Origin of the sequence: Ideonella sp. (assembly GCF_035254525.1) — a bacterium.
GTDB lineage: Bacteria > Pseudomonadota > Gammaproteobacteria > Burkholderiales > Burkholderiaceae_C > Ideonella.
The window spans coordinates 22,143-40,201 of sequence record NZ_DATFAN010000157.1 but is presented as its reverse complement, the minus strand read 5'-3'; the positions used below and the strand labels follow the sequence as shown (position 1 = coordinate 40,201).

Genomic DNA, 18,059 nt, shown 5'->3' with positions numbered 1-18,059 from the left:
CGCCGGCGCGGTGCGCACGGTCAAGGACTACATCGACCCGCTCAACGAGTTCCTGCTGCGCACGCACGCGGTCGGCCAGACCAACGTGCTGATCATCGACGAGGCGCAGAACCTCTCGGCCGACGTGCTGGAGCAGTTGCGCCTGCTGACCAACCTCGAGACCACCGAGCGCAAGCTGCTGCAGATCATCCTGATCGGCCAGCCCGAGCTGCGCGAGATGCTGGCCCGGCCCGAGCTCGAGCAGCTCGCCCAGCGCGTGATCGCGCGCTACCACCTGGGCGCGCTGACCGAGGGCGAGACGGCGCACTACGTGCAGCACCGCCTCGGCGTGGCCGGCGGCAGCGGGGCCTCGCCCTTCGACAAGGCCGCGCTGAAGCGCGTCCACCAGCTCTCGCGCGGCGTTCCGCGGCGGGTGAACCTGCTGTGCGACCGGGCGCTGCTGGGCGGTTATGCCACCGGCCAGCAGCACATCGGCGTCGACGTGGTCGAGCGTGCGGCGGTCGAAGTGTTCGGCGCGGGGCCCACCGGCGCGGCGGCAGGTTGGCGCGCCGCCGGCATCGCCGATTGGGCGGCCTGGGCGCGCCGCGCCGCGCCCTGGGCGGGCGGCGTGCTGGTGGGCGGCTCGATCGCGGCGGCCTCGGCCTGGATGATGCGCCCGCAAGGGGGCGCGCCCAGCCCGGCCACGGCCGCGACGGCCCGTGCCGCGGCCAGCGCGGTCGCTGCGGCCAGCGCCCCGGTCCAGCCGCCCTCGGCGCCCCAGGCCGCAGCGCCGGCGGCCACGGCGGCCAGCGCCGCGGTGCCCGCCGAGGCCACGGCCCTGGGCGCGAGCGAGCTGCGCACCGTGTTCAGCGCGGAACTGCGCGGCGAGGCCGATGCCTGGCGCGAGCTCGCGGCGGCCTGGGGCCTGGATCTCGCCAACACGGCCGACCCGTGCGGCAGTGGCGCGAAGCAGGGTCTGCCGTGCTTCAAGGGGCCGAGCAGCCTGGCGCTGGTGCGCCAGCTCGACCGGCCCGGCCTGATGGTGCTGCACGACGGTGACGGCCGCGCCTACCACGTGCAGCTGACCGCCTTGACCGGCCACAGCGCCACGCTGCGGCGCGGCAACGCCAAGGTCACCGTGCCGCTGGCCACGCTGGGCGCCGCCTGGCGAGGCGAGTTCGGCACCTTCTGGCGCGCGCCGCCCGGCTACGTCGGGCCGGGCCGACTGGCCACGGCCGGCGGCGACGGCGCCGAGTGGCTCGCCGCACGCCTCGCGCAGGTGCTGCCCGAGGGGGCGGCCAGCGCGCCTTTGCCCTCGCGCGTGGCGGCCTTCCAGGTGGCGCAAGGCCTGCCGCCCGATGGCCTGGCCGGGCCGCTCACGCTGATGCTGCTCAACCGCGCGACCGGTGTCGACGAACCCCGGCTCCAGGCGCCTGCGACCGCCCCACGCCGCTGAACGACCGGACGGCCCCATGTCCTACATCCTCGATGCCTTGAAGCGCGCCGACGCCGAGCGCGAGCGCGGCCAGGTGCCCGGCCTGCACGCCCACCCGCTCGGCGAAGCCGGCGGCGCCCCCCGCCCCGGCGCCGCGCCGCGCTGGGCGCTGTGGGCCGGCGTCGCGGTCGGCGCCATGGTGCTGGCGGCACTGGCCTGGCGCATGGGCGCCGACGCGAATGCGCCGCTGCCCGCGCCGCTGCAAACGCCTGCCGAGCCCTTGCCGGGCAACGTGGCCACGGCAACACCGCCCGCGGCGCTGCCAACGGCGGCACAGGCCACCCCACCCGCGCCGGCGCTGGTCGTGCCGAGCTATGCGCCGCCCCCCGCGCGGGTGGCCAAGGACGCGGTGGCGCCCCCCTCGCCCGGCGTGGGTACCTCGGCGCCGGCAACGGCCCCCGCTGCACCCACCACGCCCGCGACCACGGCCGCGGCGCCCCCCCGCATCCCGCTGATGGCCGATCTGCCGCCCTCGCTGCGCAAGGAGCTGCCCGCGCTCGCCGTCGGCGGCTCGGTCTATTCCGACGACGCGGCGAGCCGCTTCATCATGCTCAACGGCGAGGTCGCGAAGGAAGGCAGCCAGCCTGCCCCGGGCCTGGTGGTCGAGCGCATCGAGCCGCGCAGCGCCGTGCTGCGCTTCAAGGGCGAGCGCTTCCGGCTGCCCTTCTAGCCGGCCAGCTTGTCGGCCAGGTAGCGCAGCGCCGCCGTGTAGCCGTACACACCGAGCCCGGCAATCACGCCCTCCGCCACCCCCGAGACGTAGGAGTGGTGGCGGAACTCCTCGCGCTTGTGCACGTTGCTGATGTGCACCTCCACCACCGGCAGCGCGACGCCGGCCAGCGCATCGCGCAATGACACGCTGGTGTGGGTCAGGCCACCGGGGTTGATCACGATCGCCCGCGTGCCGTCGAGCCGCGCCGCGTGGATGCGATCGATCAGCGTGCCCTCGTGGTTGCTCTGGAAGCACTGCGCCACCAGTCCCAGCGCGGCCGCCTCGTCGACGAAGCGGCGCTCCACGTCGGCCAGCGTGTCGGCACCGTAGATGTGCGGCTCGCGCGTGCCCAGCAGATTGAGGTTCGGGCCGTTCAGCAGGAGGATGCTCATGAGGCGTGATGCTAAACGGTTGCGTCAGCCCGCGCGGCGCAGGCGGATCTGCCCCGGCAGCGGCAGCGCGTGGGGCTGCGGCGCCCGCATTTGCCTCAGCGGCCCGCCGCGATGGCCGCCGGGTTGTCGAACTCGCGCTTGAAGATCAGCGAGAAGGTGTCAGCTTCGCTCGATGCGCGCCCAGGCCGAGTGGTTGTGGATGGACTCGAAGTTCTCGACATCCACCACGTAGCGGCCGACGCGCGAATCGGCGTTCAACGCCAGCGCCACGTCGCGCACCAGATCTTCCACGAACTTGGGGTTCTCGTAGGCCCGCTCGGTGACCCACTTCTCGTCGGCACGCTTGAGCATCGGCCAGATCTCGCTCGATGCCGCGTCCTCGGCGAAGCGGACCAGTTCGTGCCACTCCATCGGCGCCGTCTCGGGCGAGGCAACCTCGACGCGGATCGTGACCAGCGAGCGCTGGTTGTGCGCGCCGTAGTCGGAGATCTCCTTCGAGCAGGGGCACAGGCTCTTGACCGGCACGCCGACCTCGGCCCAGACGGCCGTCTGCCCGCCACGCCGCTCGGCGATCAACGCGCCTTGGTAGTCGAGCAGGCTTTGCAGGCCCGACACCGGCGCGCGCTTGCGCAGGAAGAACGAGAACCTCGCCTCGATGCGGCCCTCGCTGGCGTGCAGCTTTTCGAGCATCACCGCCAGCTCGCGTGCCAGGCCCGCGGCATCCAGCGCCTGCGACTGCGCATCGAGCCAGGCCACGAAGCGCGACATGTGCGTGCCCTTCTTCTCGGCCGGCAGCGCCACGTCCAGCGTCCACGATGCCGCGGTGCTCTGCTCCGCACCGGCCACCTTCAGCGTCAGCGGGTAGCGCACATCCTTCACCCCGACACGCTGGATCGCCAGACGGCGCTCGTCGCGTTCGCTCTGGGTGTCAGGGATGTGCAGCGCTTCGGTCAGGTGGTTCATGGGACGCGGAAATACAGCCAGCCGCGTAGCTTCGCAGCTTTCGACAGCGGGTGCTGTCGCCAGGGTGAATTGTCAGTGTGCTACGCAGCCGCCGGCTTCACCAGTGCCAGCGGCGCACCGAACCGCTTCAGCACGGCCTGCTCGATGCCGGGCGCATCGAGCCCGCACATGGCGAGCAGCTTGGCCGGGTCGCCGTGCTCGATGAATTCGTCAGGCAGGCCCAGGCGCAGCACCGGGGTCGACAGGCCGGCGGCGGCGAGCACCTCCAGCACCGCGCTGCCGGCGCCTCCCGGCAGGCACCCCTCCTCGATCGTCACCAGGGCCTCGTGGGTGCGCGCGAGTTCGAGCACCAGCGCGGTGTCCAGCGGCTTGGCGAAGCGCATGTTGGCCACCGTTGCGTCGAGCTTGGCCGCGGCGGCCAGCGACGGGTACAGCAGCGTGCCGAAGGCGAGCATCGCGATGCGGCGGCCCTCGCGGCGGATCTCGCCCTTGCCCCAGGGCAGCGTCGTGAGCCCGGGCTGCGCCGCCACGCCGGCGCCGCTGCCTCGCGGGTAGCGCACGGCCACCGGGCCGTCGTGCCGGAATGCGGTGGTCAGGGCCTGACGGCATTCGTTCTCGTCGGCCGGCGTCAGCAGCGCGAGGTTGGGCACGCAGCGGATGTAGGCGATGTCGTAGGCGCCGCAGTGCGTGGCGCCGTCGGCGCCGACGATGCCGGCCCGGTCGAGCGCGAACATCACCGGCAGGTTCTGGATCGCGACGTCGTGGATCAGTTGGTCGTAGCCGCGCTGCAGAAAGGTCGAGTAGATCGCGACCACCGGCTTCAGCCCTTCACAGGCCAGGCCGGCGCCAAAGGTGACCGCGTGCTGCTCGGCGATGCCCACGTCGTGGTAGCGCCTGGGGAAGCGCCGCTCGAACTCGACCATGCCCGAGCCCTCGCGCATCGCCGGCGTAATGCCGACCAGGCGCTCGTCGGCCTCGGCCATGTCGCACAGCCACTGGCCGAAGACCTGGGTGAAGGTGGTCTTGGGCGCGGTGGCGGGCTTCTGCAGGCCGACCGCCGGGTCGAACTTGCCCGGGCCGTGGTAGTTGATCGGGTCGGATTCGGCCAGCTTGTAGCCATAGCCCTTCTTCGTGACCACGTGCAGGAACTGCGGGCCCTTGGCGTCGCGCAGGTTCTCGAGCGTGGGCACCAGCGAGTCGAGGTCGTGGCCGTCGATCGGGCCGACGTAGTTGAAGCCGAACTCCTCGAAGATCGTGCCGGGCACGACCATGCCCTTGCTGTGCTCCTCGAAGCGCTTGGCGAACTCGTACAGCGGCGTATTGCGCAGCACGCTCTTGGCACCCTCGCGTGCCGCGGCGTAGAACTTGCCGCTCATCAGGCGTGCCAGGTAGCGGTTCAATGCCCCGACCGGCGGGCTGATCGACATGTCGTTGTCATTGAGGATCACCAGCATGTCGGGCAGGCCGGCGCCGCCGGCATAACCGCCATGGTTCAAGGCCTCGAACGCCATGCCGCCCGTCAGTGCGCCGTCGCCGATGATCGCCACCGCCTTGCGCGGCTCGCCCTTGAGCTTGGCGGCGTGCGCCATGCCGAGCGCGGCCGAGATCGAGGTCGACGAGTGGCCGACGCCGAAAGTGTCGTATTCGCTTTCGCAGCGTCGCGGGAAGCCGCTGATGCCGCCGAGCTGCTTCAGCGTGGCCATCGCCTCGCGCCGGCCGGTGAGGATCTTGTGCGGATAGGACTGGTGGCCCACGTCCCACACCAGCCGGTCGTAGGGCGTGTTGAACACGTGGTGCAGCGCGACCGTCAGTTCGACCGTGCCGAGGTTGGACGACAGGTGGCCGCCCGTGCGGCTGACGGTCTGCAGCAGGAAGTCGCGCAGTTCCCCCGCCAGGGTCTTCAGCTGCGCGCGATTGAGCGCGCGCAGGTCCTGTGGGGAATCGATGGTTTGCAGCAAGGAGTGGGTCATGGCGGCGGCGATTCAGTGGTGGCGGTCGACCACCTTGTCGGCCAGCCAGGCCAGGCGGCCGGCTCGCTCGAGGCCGCTGCGCTGCAGCGCGTCCAGCGCCTGGGCGCGCAGCTCGTCGGCATGCCGGCGGGCAGCTTGCAGCCCCAGCACGGTGACGTAGGTCGGCTTGTTGTTCTCCAGGTCCTTGCCTGCGGTCTTGCCCAAAGTCTCGGAGGCCTGCGTCACATCCAAAATGTCGTCGACGACCTGGAAGGCCAGGCCGATCGCGGCGCCGTAGTCGGACAGGGCCTTCCAGGCTTGCGGCGTCGTGCGGCCACAGGCCGCGCCCATCAGCACGCTGGCTTGCAGCAGCGCGCCGGTCTTGCGCCGGTGCATGTCGCGCAGCGCCGATTCGCCCAGCGGGCAGCCGACGCTGGCCAAGTCGATCGCCTGGCCGCCGGCCATGCCGTCATGGCCGGCCGCGCGCGCCAGCAGGCCGACCAGGCGCGCCTGCAGTGCCGGCGCTACGCCGGTCTCTGGTGTCAGCACCTCGAAGGCCAGCGCCTGCATCGCGTCACCGGCCAGCATCGCCTGCGCCTCGCCGTATTTCACGTGCACGGTGGGCTTGCCGCGGCGCAGCGCATCGTCGTCCATGCACGGCATGTCGTCGTGCACCAGGGAGTAGGCGTGGATCAGTTCGACCGCCACCGCGGCGCGCATCGCGGCGTCCGACTGCCCGTCGACCGCGTCGCACGCGGCCAGCACCAGCAGCGGCCGCAGGCGCTTGCCGCCATCCAGCACCGCATAGCGCATCGCGTCGCCCAGCCCGGCGGGCGGGTCGCTCGGCACCAGGCGGTCGAGCGCGGATTCCACCGCGGCCAGCTCCAGCCGGACCCAGGAATCAAAGTCGTCGGGTTTCATGTGTTCGCCCAGGGCTTTTGTAGCCCTTCCTCCAGGACCTTCACTTGGGTTTCCACGGCCGCGAGACGCTCGCGACAGAACTCGAGCAGGCGGGCACCGCGCCGGTAGCCTTCGAGCAGGCGATCCAGCGGCAACTGCCCGCCTTCCATCGCCTGGACCAGGGCATCCAGTTCGGCCAGGGCCGCCTCGTAGCTCACGGGCTCGTCGGCGGCCGATGCGGCGGGGTTCGCGGCGCGAGGCATTCCGGGTCGTGAAAAAGCAAACGGTGATTGTAGTCAGCCTGTAACTCACCGACCCGTATCCGAGTGCGACGGCCGGTGGAAGACCGAAAGAACAGCAGCAAATTGCAGCCATGCGTGGCCCGCAACCGACAGTGCCGGCTAGAATCAGCGCCCCCGCTTCCATCCGCCTCACGGGTGCAGCGGGGTTTCATTTATCGAAAACCCATCCGCGGGGCCACCGGGTGGGGGGTTTGCAGGAGATCCTGGGGATCATGTCGGACCTGAGCATCACGCTGGAAGCTCTGGAGCGCGCGCGCTCTCAACTCTCCGTTTCCACCTATTTCGACGAGGGCTTGCTCCGCAGGGAGCAGGAACTCATCTTTCAGCACGGACCGCGCTACCTGGCGCACGAACTGTCCGTGCCCGAGGTAGGCGACTACTACGCACTGCCGCAGGAAGGCGAGGGCCGGGCCCTCGTGCGCACCCGCGACGGGGTCGAACTCGTCTCGAACGTCTGCCGCCACCGGCAGGCGGTGATGTTGCGTGGGCGCGGCAACACGCGCTCCAACATCGTCTGCCCGCTGCACCGCTGGACCTACGACCTGCACGGCCGGCTCGTCGGCGCGCCGCACTTCGACCACGACCCCTGCCTGCACCTGAACAACTACCGGGTGAAGACCTGGAACGGGATGGTGTTCGAGGACAACGGCCGCGACATCGCCGCCGACCTGGCCGGCCTGGGGCCTCGGGCCGATCTCGACTTCTCGGGCTTCGTGCTCGATCACGTCGAGATGCACGAGTGCAACTACAACTGGAAGACCTTCATCGAGGTCTACCTCGAGGATTACCACGTCGGCCCGTTCCACCCCGGCCTGGGGCAGTTCGTCACCTGTGACGACCTGCGCTGGGAGTTCGGCAAGCACCATTCCGTGCAAACAGTGGGCGTGTTGAACAACCTCGAGCGCGCGGGCTCGCCGGTCTACCGGCGCTTCCGGGATGCGGTGCTCAAGCTCGGCGACGGCCAGCCACCCAAGCAAGGGGCGATCTGGCTGACCTACTACCCGAACATCATGATCGAGTGGTACCCGCATGTGCTGACCGTGTCGACGCTGTACCCGCAGGGGCCGCAGAAGACACTCAACGTCGTCGAGTTCTACTACCCCGAGGAGATTGCCGCCTTCGAGCGCGAATTCGTCGAAGCCCAGCGGGCCGCCTACATGGAGACCTGCATCGAGGACGACGAGATCGCCGAGCGGATGGACCAGGGCCGCAGGGCCTTGTTCGATCGGGGCGACGATGAATCCGGACCCTACCAGAGCCCGATGGAAGACGGCATGCAGCACTTCCACGAGTGGTACCGGCGCGTCATGGGGCTGGGCCGGGCCTCCTGGTAATCACCGCCCTGCCCCTCGGGTCGACTGCTGACGACAGGCCGCTGCGTCCAATCGGCGCTTGTGCACGTACAAGCGCTGTAAGGACTCGGCAGCCCGCGCGACGAAACGCGGCAAGGTCACGAGACGCCGGCATCGAGCCGGCTTTCAGGCCGCGCCGCGTCCTTCACGTTCGCGTGCTCACTCAACTTCAATCCTCGTCAGGAGAATCGACCATGTCCATCCAAACCGCCAAGTCCGGGCTTGCCATCGCCGCTGCCGCTGCCGCCCTGTTCGCCCTCGGTGCTGCCCCGCTGGCCGCCCAGGCCGAAGATGCCAGCGTCAAGTGCGCGGGCGTCAACAGCTGCAAGGGCACCTCCGAGTGCAAGACCGCCAAGAGCGACTGCAAGGGCCACAACAGCTGCAAGGGCCAAGGCTGGGTCAGCAAGAAGACCGCCGAGGAGTGCACCAAGGCGGGTGGATCCGTCGTCAAGGGCTGATCTGTTCATCCGAGGCAGCGCCCCGAAGGGCGCCGCCGATCTTCAAGCGGCGTGCGCGGATCCGGCTTTGCCGGTCCGCTGCGCGAGCCCCTCGGGGGGCAGCGACCGGAGGGAGCGTGGGGGCTAACAAGTTACATGGCTTCGGCCTCGGCTTGCGTACCGATCACTACGCTGACTTCCGCGCCGCGCCGGCGCGGGAGCTCGGCGTCGATTGGCTCGAGGTCATCAGCGAGAACTACCTCGTGCCCGGTGGCAAGCCGCTCGCGCATCTGGACGCGATCCGGCGTGACGTGCCGATGGTGATGCACGGGGTCTCGATGTCGATCGGCGGCAGCGACGCGCTCGACCTCGCCTATCTGCGCGAACTGAAGGCCCTGGCCGACCGTATCGAACCGGCCTGGCTCTCCGATCATCTGTGCTGGACCGGTGTCAACGGCCACAACCTGCACGATCTGTTGCCCCTGCCCTATACCGAAGCGGCGCTGCGCCACGTGACCGAGCGCGTGCTGCGGGTGCAGGATGTTCTCGGCCGCCAGCTGCTGCTGGAGAACGTCTCGAGCTACGTGAGCTGGTCCGCCGACGAGATGAGCGAATGGCAGTTCATTGCCGAGCTCACCCGGCGCGCCGACTGCGAGCTGCTGCTGGACGTCAACAACGTCTACGTCAGCGCAACCAACCACGGCTTCGATCCGCGGGCCTTCATCGATGCGATGCCCGCCGGACGAGTGCGCCAGATCCACCTGGCCGGGCACGAGACCAACGACGACGGCTTTCTCGTCGATACCCACGACCATCCGGTGTGCGAGGCCGTCTGGGCGCTGTACCGCCACACGATCGCACGCCTCGGGCCGGTGCCCACGATGATCGAGCGCGACGACCACATCCCGCCGCTGGCCGAGTTGGTCGACGAGCTCGCCCGCGCCCGGCGCGAATGCGCGGCAGCGCTGGCCGAGCGCCAGCGCGCCCCGATGCTCGAGGTGGCGCCATGAACACGGGTCTGCCGCTGCGTGCCCAGCAGCAAGCCTTCGCGGCATTGCTGACGGCCGATGCCCCCGACAAAAGCACCCTGCTGCTGCGCGCCCTGGGTGGCCGTCCGGCGCGCGTGGACGTGTACCACCACGCCTACCGGGCCCGGCTGATCGAGGCGCTGCGCAGCAACTTCCCGGTGCTGCACCGCGTGCTGGGCGACAAGGCCTTTGCCAAGCTGGGGCTGGCCTACCTGGCCGATCACCCGTCACAGCAGCCGTCGATCCGCTGGTTCGGCGATGCACTGCCCGCCTGGGCCGCCGCGCACCCCGACGCCCTGCCCCACCCGGCGCTGGCCGACCTGGCGGCCATGGAGTGGGCGCTCGGCACCAGCTTCGATGCCGCCGACGCCACCCCGCTGGCCTTCGCCGACCTGGCGTCGCGCCGGCCCGAAGCCTGGCCCGCAGCCCGGTTCGCACCCCACCCGAGCGTCGCCCTGGTGAGCCTGGCTTGGGCCGTCGAGCCGATCTGGCAGGCCTTGACGCTGGACGACGCCGCCGCGACCGGCGAACCCGAACCCCTGGCCCACCGCCTGCTCGTCTGGCGACAAGGCCTGGAGACCCGTTGGCGCTCGTTGGCCGACAACGAGGCAGCCTTGATCGCGGCCTGCCTGGTCGGCGAACCCTTCGCCGCCCTGTGCGAACGGGCGATCGCCTCGCAAGGCGACGCGGCGCCCGCCTGGGTCGCCGGTGCGCTGCGGCGCTGGGTCGACGACGGCCTGCTGGTCGAGCGCTGACCGGTCAAGCCGGCGCGAGCGCTGGCATGCGCGCCAGCCGCGCCTCGCGGATCGGCAGGTGGACCAGCGCCGCCCCGACGGCCAGCACGATGTCGACGATCCACACCAGGTCGTAGGCGCCGGTCGCCTCGAACACGCGGCCGCCCAGCCAGGCGCCGAGGAAGCCGCCCGCCTGGTGCGCAAGCATCACCAGGCCGAACAGCGTGGCCATGTTGCCCAGGCCGAAGAACTTGGCGACCAGGCCGGCCGTCGGCGGCACGGTGGACAGGAAGCTCAGCCCCATGAAGGCGGCGAACACGAGCACGGTGACCCCCGTCTTCGGCACCAGCAGGAACACCAGCACCGCCACCGCGCGTGCCGCGTAGACCAGCGACAGCAGCGACTTCATGCGCCAGCGTCCGACCGCCCAGCCCATCGCCAGGCTGCCGACGATGTTGAACAGGCCCAGCACGGCCAGCGCCCAGGCGCCGTACTGCAGCGGCAGGCCGCACGCGGCCACCACGCCCGGCAGGTGGGTGGCCAGGAAGGCGACGTGAAAACCGCAGACGAAGAAGCCCGCACTCAGCAGCAGGAAGCTCGGCGTGCGCAGCGCGGTGCGGATCGCCTCGCCGGTCGGCAGTCGCTTTCCGCCGGGCGCGCTGGCGTGCGCGCCGTGCCCGCCATCCCCCCGCAAGGCCCAGGCCGCCGGCAGCGCCAGCAACACGAGCAGGCCGAGCACCTGCATCGCGCCGGCCCAGCCCAGGCCGAGCGTCAACGCGCCGGCCAGCGGGGCCATCACGAACTGGCCGAACGAGCCACCGGCGTTGACGACGCCCGTCGCCAGGCCGCGCCGCTCGGGCGGAATCAGGCGCGAGGTCGCCGCCATCAGCACCGCCGGCCCGGCCATGCCGGCGCCGCCGGCGGCCAGCACGCCAATCGCAAAGATCAGCCCTGGCGTGCTGCCCATCCACGGCGTGATCACCGTGCCGAGCGCGACCAGCGCGATGCCCGCGGCCAGCACGCGCCCGGCCCCCACGCGGTCGGCCAGCGCACCCGCGAAGGGCTGGGTCAGGCCCCACCACAGCTGGCCGAAGGCGAACGCCAGGCTGATCTGCCCGAGGCCCAGCGCAGTGGCGGTGTTCAGCGGGCCGACGAACAGGCCCATGGTCTGGCGCGTGCCCATGGTCAGCGCGAAGGTGGCGGCGCCGGCCAGCAGGATCCAGCCCCAGGGCAGGCGGCGGGTGGTGTCGTCGGTCATCGATGGCTCCGGTCGGGTTGCTCGGTCGGTTCGTGAGGTTCGTGCGGCAGCAGGGCCAGCGACTCGTCGACCAGCGTGTGCAGCGCCGCCACCCGCTCGGTGCCGAGCAGGTCGGCCAGCGCCGACTGGGCCTCGCGCCAGGGGCCGCGCGCCTCGGCCAGCTTGGCGCGGCCCGCCTCGGTCAGGCTGACCAGCCGGCTGCGGGCATCGGCGCCGGGGCCCAGCGCCACCCAGCCGGCCTGCACCAGCGGCTTCAAGTTGCGGGTCAGGGTCGAGGCCTCCAGGCCCATGGCCTCGGCCAGGTCCACCGGCCGCACCGGGCCCAGCCAGGCCGTGCGGGCCAGCAGCGAGTACTGCGTGGTCTTCAGGCCGAGCGGGCGCAGCCGGGCGTCGTAGTGCTGCGACAGCCGGCGCATCAGGCGGCGCAGGGTGTCGTGCGTGCAGGCCCTGGGGCGAACCGGCGCGTCGGCCGTGGTGGGTGTCATGGCAAGATCAGGCTTGACTTGATTGCATCTACAATCATTGTATCTACAACCGAAGGATCGTGCCGATGAGCTCCGCCGCCCGCCCTGAAGACACCCTCGCCCAGTGGAACCGCCAGTACGCCGAGATCCAGGCCCGGATGGCGGCCGGCCGTGGCGTCGGCCTGGCCTCGCCCGACAGCGTCGCCGGCCTGACCGGCCTGGAGATCATGCAGGCCATGCTGGCCGGCGAACTGCCCTACCCGCCCATCGCCGAGACGCTGGAATTCGGCCTGGTCGAGGTCGAGTACGGCAAGGCCGTGTTCCAAGGCACGCCGCAGCTCAAGCACTACAACCCGCTCGGCTCGGTGCACGGCGGCTGGTACGCCACCCTGCTCGATTCGGCGCTCGGTTGCGCGGTGCACACCACGATGCCGACCGGCCTGGCCTACACCACCGCCGAATTGGGCGTGAACATCGTGCGCGCCGCCTCGGCCAAGACCGGCCCGCTGCGCGCGATCGGGCAGGTGCTGCACAGCGGACGCCAGCTCGCGACGGCGGAAGCCCGCATCGTCGGCCCCGATGGCAAGCTCTACGCACACGCCACCACAACCTGCCTGGTCTTCCCGGTGCCGGCCGGTTAGCCGCGCGGGGGGCGCCGATAGAATCGCGCCCCTTCCCGCTCACGCACCCATGGCCGGCATCCACATCCATGACATCGAGCTGGCCATCAACTGGTGGCGTGAGCGCTCGCCCTCGCTCGACGGTGTCAGCGCCTGCCCCGAGGTGCGCGCGCTGGCCGAGGTCTACGCCCTGATGGTGTACTTCCGCGAGAACGAGGCCGACGAGGATTCGATGCCACCCCGGGCGCGCGCCGCCTGGCTGGCCTGGTATGCCAGCACGCCCGACGCACCCTGCATCGCGATCTGCTCGACCGCCCAGGGTGACCCGGTCTGCAAGGGCTGCGGCCGCACCGAAGACGAGGTGCAGCACTGGCCCGTGCTCACGCCCGGCGAAAAGCGCGCGGTCTGGCGCCGCATCACGCTCGAGGCCAAGGCCTGGCGCTTCAACCGCTACGCCGAGCGCGCCCGCGCCGCGACCGGCGCCGACCACCCGGGCGTCGAGATCTTCCCGCCGCACCCGGGCGACGCGCCAGCATGACGGTGACCGACGCGGCGGTCGGCCGCCGCCATCACTTTGCAGCCGACGTACAGCGCATCGCGCCGCTGGCGTGGCCGGTCTTCATCGGCCAGGTCGCCGTGCTCGCCTTCAGCACGATCGACACCGTGCTGGTCGGCCGCCACTCGCCGGCCGACCTGGCGGCCTTCGCGGTCGGCGCGGCCGCCTACGTGACCGTCTTCGTCGGCTTCATGGGGGTGGTGCTCGCGGTCTCGCCGATCGTCGGCCAGCTGTTCGGCGCGCGCCGGCTGGAAGCAGCCGGCGACGAGGTGCACCAGGCCGTGTGGCTGGCACTCGCGCTGTCGCTCATCGGCAGCGCGCTGCTGCTGATGCCGCACCCCTTCCTGTGGCTGGCCAAGGCCGGCCCGGACATGGCCGAGCGGGTGCGCGGCTACCTCGCCGCGCTGTCGCTCGCGCTGCCGGCCTCGCTGCTGTTCACGGTGTTCCGCGGCTTCAACACCGCCGTGTCGCGGCCCAAGCCGGTGATGTTGCTGCAGCTCGGCGGCCTCGCGCTGAAACTGCCGCTGTCGGCCGCACTGGTGTTCGGTGTGCCGGCGGCCGGCATCCCGGAGCTGGGCGTCACCGGCGCCGGCATCGCCACCGTGATCGCGATGTGGGCTCAGGTGCTGCTGGCCGTCGTGCTGCTGCGGCGCGATGCGTTCTATGCGCCGTTCCGCCTCTGGGGCCGCGGGCTGCATGCGCCGAACCGCCCCGCGCTGTGGGGCCTGCTGAAGCTGGGCGTGCCGATGGGCCTGGCGATCCTGATCGAGGTCACCGGCTTCAGCATGATGGCGCTGCTGATCTCGCGCATCGGGCCGCTGCCGGTGGCCGGCCACCAGATCGCCGTCAACATCGTCTCGTTGATGTTCATGCTGCCGCTGGCGCTGGCCAACGCCTCGGCCACGCTGGTGGCGCAGCGCATCGGCGCGGGCGACCTGGCAGACGCGCGCCGGCTCGGCTGGCACGGCATGGCGCTTGGCGCGCTGCTGGCCACCGCGCTCGGGCTGCTGGTCTACCTCGGCCGCGCCGCGCTGATCGGCCTGTACACCGGCGACGCCGCGGTGGTGGCCATCGCGCTGCCGCTGCTGACCTGGGTCGTCGTGTTCCACTTGGCCGACGCGCTGCAGACCATCGCCGCCTTCGTGCTGCGAGCCTGGCGCATCGCGACGCTGCCGATGTTCATCTACGCCGGCACGCTGTGGGGCATCGGGCTGGTCGGTGGCTACACGCTGGCCTTCGACCTGCTCGGCGTCACGCCACCCGCGCTGCGCGGCGCGACCGGCTTCTGGGCGGCCGCCACCCTCGGCCTGGTGGTGGCCGGCACCGCCCTCACCGGGCTGATGCGGCTGGCGCTGCGGCCGGCCCCGGCCGCGCAGCCGGCCCACTCGGCAACGTGATCACGAAGACGCTGCCGCCGCCCGGCCGCGCCTCGCAATGCGCCCGGCCCTGGTGGGCCTGGGCGATCTGCCGCACCAGCGCCAGGCCGAGGCCGACGCCCCCCTCGCGCTCGGCATGGCCGGGCAGGCGGTAGAAAGGCTCGAAGATGCGCTCGCGTGCGGCCTCGGGGACGCCCGGCCCTCGATCGGCCACGCGCAGCTCGACCATGCCGGCCGGCGAGCGGTGCAGCTCGACGCTGACATCGTCGCCACCGTAGCGGCGGGCGTTCTCGAGCAGGTTGCGCGCCGCGCGGCGCAGCAGCCGCTCGCTGCCGCACACCGGCAGCGCAGCGCCGTCCGGCGCCGCCGACAGCTCCGCCCCGACGCGGGCGGCCTCCTCGGCCACCACGCCGGCCAGGTCGACCGGTTCGTCGAGGTCATGCACGGCGCCGGCATCGAGCCGGCTGGACAGCAGCACCTCTTCGACCAGCGCGTCCAGCTCGCCGATGTTGGTGTCGATCTCGTGCTTGAGCGAGGCCTGCATCGCCGGCGGTGCGTCGCCCAGCATCGCCACCGCCATCTTCAGCCGCGCCAGCGGTGAACGCAGTTCGTGGCTGGCGTTGGCCAGCAGGCTCTGGTTGGAACGGACCAGCGCCTCGATGCGCTCGGCGGCCCGGTTGAAGCTGGCGGCCACGGCGGCGACCTCGTCCCTGCCGTCGGCGGTCACCCGGTGGTCCAGCGCGCCGGCCCCGAAGGCCTCGACCCCCTGCTTGAGCAGCTCCAGCCGGCGCGTGAGTCGGCGCACGACCGGGTAGGCGCCACCGGCGACCGCCAGGAACAGCAGCAGCAGCAGCGCGACCAGGCCCAGGCTGGTCAGCCACTCCGACGGTTTGGGCGGCATCTGCAGGCCCAGGCGCAGCGCCTCGGGCGGCCGCACCGGGCCGGCATCGCCAGGGCCCCCCGGCCCGCCGGGATCGCCCCCCGCGCGCACCCCGCCCGCCGCATTCGCCAGCGGCCCACCCGGCACAAAGCCCGGCGGCATCTCGGGCGAGCCGCCGGGGCCCGGCGGCAGGCGGGCGACATTGGGCCGCATCAGCCACAGCGTGCGCCCGTCCTCGAGGTGGATCGAAAACGGCCGCCGCGGCCCGCCGGGGCCCTCGGCCTCGCGCCGAAGGTAGGAATCGGAGGCGCCGATGCGCTGGCCTTGCGCATCGTGCAACGCGAGCGGCACGCGCAATCGGCGCGACCATTCGCGCAGCGCGGCCGCCTGCTCCTCGGCTTTCGCGCTCGGGCCGGGGATCGAGTTCTGGATCAGGTCGCCCCAGGCGGCCATGCGCTCGGTCAGCAGGGCCTCGGCACGCTCGCGCTCCTGCTCGAGGTGGCGATTCAGCAGCCAGCCCGACGCGAGCGCGAACAGCGCCAGCGCGGTCACCACCGTGAGCCAGATGCGAAGGTAGAGTGACTTCAAAGCGGGCGCCGATCCCGGCCGGGCGGCCGCTCAGTCACCCGCCGCCGACTCCTGATCCTGCTTGCGGGCAAACACATAGCCGGTGCCACGCACCGTCAGCACCCGCTTGGGGTTCTTCGGGTCGTCCTCGATCACCGCACGGATGCGCGAGACATGCACGTCGATCGAGCGGTCAAAGGCCTCCATCGGGTGGCCCTTGAGCGCGTCCATGATCTGGTCGCGGCTGAGCACCCGGCCGGGGCTGTGGGCCAGCACCGTCAGCAGCTCGAACTGGTGGCCGGTCAGGTCGCAGCGCTTGCCGTCCAGCCGCGCCTCGCGCGCGCCGAGGTCGATCTCGAGCCGGCCGAAGCGCAGCACCTCGTCGTTCGACGGCTCAGGCGCGGCGCGGCGCAGCAGGGCCTTGATGCGCGCCAGCAGCTCGCGCGGCTCGAAGGGCTTGCCGAGGTAGTCGTCGGCGCCGATCTCGAGGCCGATGATGCGGTCCATCGGCTCGCCGCGGGCGGTCAGCATCAGCAGCGGCAGCCGGCGCGTGCGGGCATCGCCGCGCAACTCGCGCGTCATCTCGAGGCCATCGCCGTCGGGCAGCATCAGGTCGAGCACCAGCGCGTCGTACAGGCCGCTGCGCAGCCGGTCACGCCCCGCGGACAGCGAGCCGGCGGTGTCGACCTCGAAGCCGTGGCCGCGCAGGTAGTCGCCCACCATCGCGGTCAGGCGCGCGTCGTCATCGATCAGCAACAGCTTGGCGGGGCTCATGTCGGCAGCGGCGCCGATCAATCCTTCGCGCACCGTGCGCGGCGACCGGGCCGTCATGGGAGCATACGTCATGGCCTGTCCTCGCGTCACCGGGGCGGGGCATCGGGCATGCCGGTCGGCTCTGCGCGCCCGGCGTGCCGCGTCTCGTGCTGCTTCATCCGCTCGGCGAGCTGCTGGCGCTGCTCGACGGTCAGCACCTTGGCGGCATCGAGCATCGCGACGTTCAGGCGCTTGGTGACCTGGTCGTGCCGGGCCAGCATCTGCTGGCGCAGCGCCTCGACGGCGGCGGGGTCGACCGCCGGCTGGCTGAACAGCTCGGCCATGCGGGCGTGGTCGGCGCGTGCCGCCTCGGCGGTGGGCTGCAGGTCGGCGCGGGCCGAATCGGCGATCTGGTGCAACTGCTCGCGCTGGGCGGCCGTGGCCTGCACATCGTCGAGCATGCGGTCGAGCATCGGGCCGCCGAGCGGCAAGCCGCCCATGCCCGGCATGCCGGGCCCGCCCGGGCCGCGCATCGTGCCGGCCTGCGGCGCATCGGGCCGGCCATGGGCGGCGGCCAGGTTGATCACGCCGAACGCGCCGGCGATCGACACCGCCAGGCCCACGGCCACGTACCGCCATGCCGGCGGGATCGAAAAGCGCTTCATCGAGGGGTTCCTTCCTGCCTTGGGGATGAGGTGCAGGAATGGTCGGCCCCGCGTGTCAGATGCGTTTTCCGGCCCCGTAAAGATGCGTAAACCGCGCGCCGCGCGGCGGGGTCAGCGGGCCACCGTCATCGGGCCGCTGTCGCGCCGTTGCGCGCCTTGTACGCGGCCACCTCCTTCTTCAGGTCGGTGTATTCCTCGCATGGCAAGAAGCACAGCTTGTCGAGCGCCTTCAGGTGCTCCTCGGCCTTGGCGAGGTTGCCGACCATCAGGTAGGCCTCGCCGGCGTACTCGTGCGCCCCGAGGTGGTTCGGGTCGATCGCCAGCGCCTTGTCGTAGTGCTCGAAGGCCGCATCCAGCTGGCCGGACTTGCGGTAGGCGTAGGCCAGCCAGTTCTCGCCATAGGCGTCGTTCGGCACGCGGCCGACATAGGCCTTCAGCCGTGGGATCGCCCCGGCGAAATCGCCGGCCTTGATGGCCTTGACCGCCGCCGCGTAGTCGGGGTCGCTCGCGCCCGGCGGGCCACTGTTGCCCCCGCCCGCACCCCCGCCTCCGCCGCCGGCGGCCCAGGCGAGCGCCGGCGCCAGGGCCAGCAGCGCCGTCAACCATGCCCGCCGCAGCGCCGGGCGCGTATCCGTCGTCTTCGTCATCACGACCTCCTGGGAAAGACTTGCCTCCCG

20 protein-coding genes are annotated in these 18,059 nt (G+C 71.6%); 9 read left to right on the top strand and 11 right to left on the bottom strand.

What is annotated here, in order from left to right:
* Positions 1-1,435 (top strand): ExeA family protein (locus VJ693_RS15910; protein WP_324155658.1); only part of this gene is annotated, 1,435 nt, incomplete at its 5' end.
* A 16-nt stretch (positions 1,436-1,451) separates the two neighbouring features.
* Positions 1,452-2,144 (top strand): general secretion pathway protein GspB, encoded by a 693-nt coding sequence (locus VJ693_RS15905; RefSeq protein WP_324155656.1) that lies wholly within the window; start codon positions 1,452-1,454, stop codon positions 2,142-2,144.
* On the opposite strand, the gene aroQ is transcribed toward VJ693_RS15905, so the two are convergent.
* The 5 genes from aroQ to xseB all read right to left on the bottom strand — a co-directional run bounded on the left by aroQ (position 2,141) and on the right by xseB (position 6,653).
* Positions 2,141-2,578 carry a type II 3-dehydroquinate dehydratase gene (gene aroQ / locus VJ693_RS15900; RefSeq protein WP_324155655.1) on the bottom strand — a complete coding sequence of 146 codons (438 nt, stop codon included), beginning with the start codon at positions 2,576-2,578 and terminating at the stop codon, positions 2,141-2,143. The genes VJ693_RS15905 and aroQ overlap by 4 nt on opposite strands.
* Positions 2,579-2,737: 159 nt before the next feature.
* Positions 2,738-3,541, bottom strand: coding sequence for a GTP cyclohydrolase FolE2 (gene folE2, locus VJ693_RS15895; protein ID WP_324155653.1), 804 nt, complete (start codon positions 3,539-3,541; stop codon positions 2,738-2,740).
* 80 nt (positions 3,542-3,621) lie between these two features.
* Positions 3,622-5,511 carry a 1-deoxy-D-xylulose-5-phosphate synthase gene (gene dxs, locus VJ693_RS15890; RefSeq protein ID WP_324155652.1) on the bottom strand — a complete coding sequence of 630 codons (1,890 nt, stop codon included), beginning with the start codon at positions 5,509-5,511 and terminating at the stop codon, positions 3,622-3,624.
* A gap of 12 nt (positions 5,512-5,523) precedes the next feature.
* On the bottom strand, positions 5,524-6,411 hold the full coding sequence (locus VJ693_RS15885; RefSeq protein WP_324155650.1) for a farnesyl diphosphate synthase: 888 nt from the start codon (positions 6,409-6,411) through the stop codon (positions 5,524-5,526).
* Positions 6,408-6,653, bottom strand: a complete 246-nt coding sequence (gene xseB, locus VJ693_RS15880) for an exodeoxyribonuclease VII small subunit (RefSeq protein ID WP_324155648.1) — start codon at positions 6,651-6,653, stop codon at positions 6,408-6,410. Before xseB ends, VJ693_RS15885 begins: the two co-directional genes overlap by 4 nt.
* 251 nt (positions 6,654-6,904) lie before the next feature.
* Here xseB and VJ693_RS15875 point away from each other — a divergent pair, with 251 nt between their 5' ends.
* From VJ693_RS15875 to VJ693_RS15860, 4 genes are all read left to right on the top strand, one after another.
* The gene (locus tag VJ693_RS15875; RefSeq protein ID WP_324155646.1) at positions 6,905-8,026 is read left to right on the top strand and encodes an aromatic ring-hydroxylating dioxygenase subunit alpha; all 1,122 of its coding nucleotides are present in this window, start codon (positions 6,905-6,907) and stop codon (positions 8,024-8,026) included.
* A 212-nt stretch (positions 8,027-8,238) separates the two neighbouring features.
* Complete coding sequence (locus tag VJ693_RS15870; RefSeq protein WP_324155645.1) at positions 8,239-8,502, top strand: hypothetical protein; 264 nt, start codon at positions 8,239-8,241, stop codon at positions 8,500-8,502.
* 116 nt (positions 8,503-8,618) lie between these two features.
* Complete coding sequence (locus VJ693_RS15865) at positions 8,619-9,491, top strand: DUF692 domain-containing protein (RefSeq protein ID WP_324155643.1); 873 nt, start codon at positions 8,619-8,621, stop codon at positions 9,489-9,491.
* The gene (locus tag VJ693_RS15860) at positions 9,488-10,264 is read left to right on the top strand and encodes a DNA-binding domain-containing protein (protein ID WP_324155641.1); all 777 of its coding nucleotides are present in this window, start codon (positions 9,488-9,490) and stop codon (positions 10,262-10,264) included. The genes VJ693_RS15865 and VJ693_RS15860 overlap by 4 nt, the downstream gene beginning before the upstream one ends.
* Positions 10,265-10,268: 4 nt before the next feature.
* On the opposite strand, the gene VJ693_RS15855 is transcribed toward VJ693_RS15860, so the two are convergent.
* On the bottom strand, positions 10,269-11,501 hold the full coding sequence (locus tag VJ693_RS15855) for an MFS transporter (protein WP_324155639.1): 1,233 nt from the start codon (positions 11,499-11,501) through the stop codon (positions 10,269-10,271).
* Entirely contained in the window at positions 11,498-11,986 is a 489-nt protein-coding gene (locus VJ693_RS15850) for a MarR family winged helix-turn-helix transcriptional regulator (protein ID WP_324155638.1), read from the bottom strand. Before VJ693_RS15850 ends, VJ693_RS15855 begins: the two co-directional genes overlap by 4 nt.
* Before the next feature lie 65 nt (positions 11,987-12,051).
* On the opposite strand from VJ693_RS15850, the gene VJ693_RS15845 reads away from it, so the two are divergent.
* Genes VJ693_RS15845 through VJ693_RS15835 form a run of 3 tightly spaced genes read left to right on the top strand, consistent with a single transcriptional unit; the run spans position 12,052 to position 14,538 of the window.
* A complete protein-coding gene (locus VJ693_RS15845; RefSeq protein ID WP_324155636.1) occupies positions 12,052-12,606 on the top strand; it encodes a PaaI family thioesterase in 555 nt (184 codons plus the stop codon).
* A 49-nt stretch (positions 12,607-12,655) separates the two neighbouring features.
* Positions 12,656-13,123: a DUF3717 domain-containing protein gene (locus tag VJ693_RS15840; RefSeq protein WP_324155635.1), complete on the top strand. Its 468-nt coding sequence runs from the start codon at positions 12,656-12,658 to the stop codon at positions 13,121-13,123.
* A complete protein-coding gene (locus VJ693_RS15835; RefSeq protein ID WP_324155633.1) occupies positions 13,120-14,538 on the top strand; it encodes an MATE family efflux transporter in 1,419 nt (472 codons plus the stop codon). The genes VJ693_RS15840 and VJ693_RS15835 overlap by 4 nt, the downstream gene beginning before the upstream one ends.
* On the opposite strand, the gene VJ693_RS15830 is transcribed toward VJ693_RS15835, so the two are convergent.
* From VJ693_RS15830 to VJ693_RS15815, 4 genes are all read right to left on the bottom strand, one after another.
* On the bottom strand, positions 14,471-15,985 hold the full coding sequence (locus VJ693_RS15830) for a HAMP domain-containing sensor histidine kinase (RefSeq protein ID WP_324155632.1): 1,515 nt from the start codon (positions 15,983-15,985) through the stop codon (positions 14,471-14,473). The two genes, VJ693_RS15835 and VJ693_RS15830, sit on opposite strands and share 68 nt — an antisense overlap.
* A 30-nt stretch (positions 15,986-16,015) precedes the next feature.
* The gene (locus tag VJ693_RS15825; RefSeq protein WP_324155660.1) at positions 16,016-16,738 is read right to left on the bottom strand and encodes a response regulator transcription factor; all 723 of its coding nucleotides are present in this window, start codon (positions 16,736-16,738) and stop codon (positions 16,016-16,018) included.
* Between the two features lie 86 nt (positions 16,739-16,824).
* On the bottom strand, positions 16,825-17,382 hold the full coding sequence (locus tag VJ693_RS15820) for a Spy/CpxP family protein refolding chaperone (protein ID WP_324155630.1): 558 nt from the start codon (positions 17,380-17,382) through the stop codon (positions 16,825-16,827).
* Positions 17,383-17,507: 125 nt separating this feature from the next.
* Positions 17,508-18,029 (bottom strand): tetratricopeptide repeat protein, encoded by a 522-nt coding sequence (locus VJ693_RS15815; RefSeq protein WP_324155628.1) that lies wholly within the window; start codon positions 18,027-18,029, stop codon positions 17,508-17,510.
* Between the last annotated feature and the right edge of the window lie 30 nt (positions 18,030-18,059).

Bases quoted from the DNA above. Each gene is read 5' to 3' on its own strand.
- VJ693_RS15905 (WP_324155656.1), top strand. From the start codon at position 1,452: ATGTCCTACATCCTCGATGCCTTGAAGCGCGCCGACGCCGAGCGCGAG.
- aroQ (WP_324155655.1), bottom strand. From the start codon at position 2,578: ATGAGCATCCTCCTGCTGAACGGCCCGAACCTCAATCTGCTGGGCACG.
- folE2 (WP_324155653.1), bottom strand. From the start codon at position 3,541: ATGAACCACCTGACCGAAGCGCTGCACATCCCTGACACCCAGAGCGAA.
- dxs (WP_324155652.1), bottom strand. From the start codon at position 5,511: ATGACCCACTCCTTGCTGCAAACCATCGATTCCCCACAGGACCTGCGC.
- VJ693_RS15885 (WP_324155650.1), bottom strand. From the start codon at position 6,411: ATGAAACCCGACGACTTTGATTCCTGGGTCCGGCTGGAGCTGGCCGCG.
- xseB (WP_324155648.1), bottom strand. From the start codon at position 6,653: ATGCCTCGCGCCGCGAACCCCGCCGCATCGGCCGCCGACGAGCCCGTG.
- VJ693_RS15875 (WP_324155646.1), top strand. From the start codon at position 6,905: ATGTCGGACCTGAGCATCACGCTGGAAGCTCTGGAGCGCGCGCGCTCT.
- VJ693_RS15870 (WP_324155645.1), top strand. From the start codon at position 8,239: ATGTCCATCCAAACCGCCAAGTCCGGGCTTGCCATCGCCGCTGCCGCT.
- VJ693_RS15860 (WP_324155641.1), top strand. From the start codon at position 9,488: ATGAACACGGGTCTGCCGCTGCGTGCCCAGCAGCAAGCCTTCGCGGCA.
- VJ693_RS15855 (WP_324155639.1), bottom strand. From the start codon at position 11,501: ATGACCGACGACACCACCCGCCGCCTGCCCTGGGGCTGGATCCTGCTG.
- VJ693_RS15850 (WP_324155638.1), bottom strand. From the start codon at position 11,986: ATGACACCCACCACGGCCGACGCGCCGGTTCGCCCCAGGGCCTGCACG.
- VJ693_RS15845 (WP_324155636.1), top strand. From the start codon at position 12,052: ATGAGCTCCGCCGCCCGCCCTGAAGACACCCTCGCCCAGTGGAACCGC.
- VJ693_RS15840 (WP_324155635.1), top strand. From the start codon at position 12,656: ATGGCCGGCATCCACATCCATGACATCGAGCTGGCCATCAACTGGTGG.
- VJ693_RS15835 (WP_324155633.1), top strand. From the start codon at position 13,120: ATGACGGTGACCGACGCGGCGGTCGGCCGCCGCCATCACTTTGCAGCC.
- VJ693_RS15825 (WP_324155660.1), bottom strand. From the start codon at position 16,738: ATGAGCCCCGCCAAGCTGTTGCTGATCGATGACGACGCGCGCCTGACC.
- VJ693_RS15820 (WP_324155630.1), bottom strand. From the start codon at position 17,382: ATGAAGCGCTTTTCGATCCCGCCGGCATGGCGGTACGTGGCCGTGGGC.
- VJ693_RS15815 (WP_324155628.1), bottom strand. From the start codon at position 18,029: ATGACGAAGACGACGGATACGCGCCCGGCGCTGCGGCGGGCATGGTTG.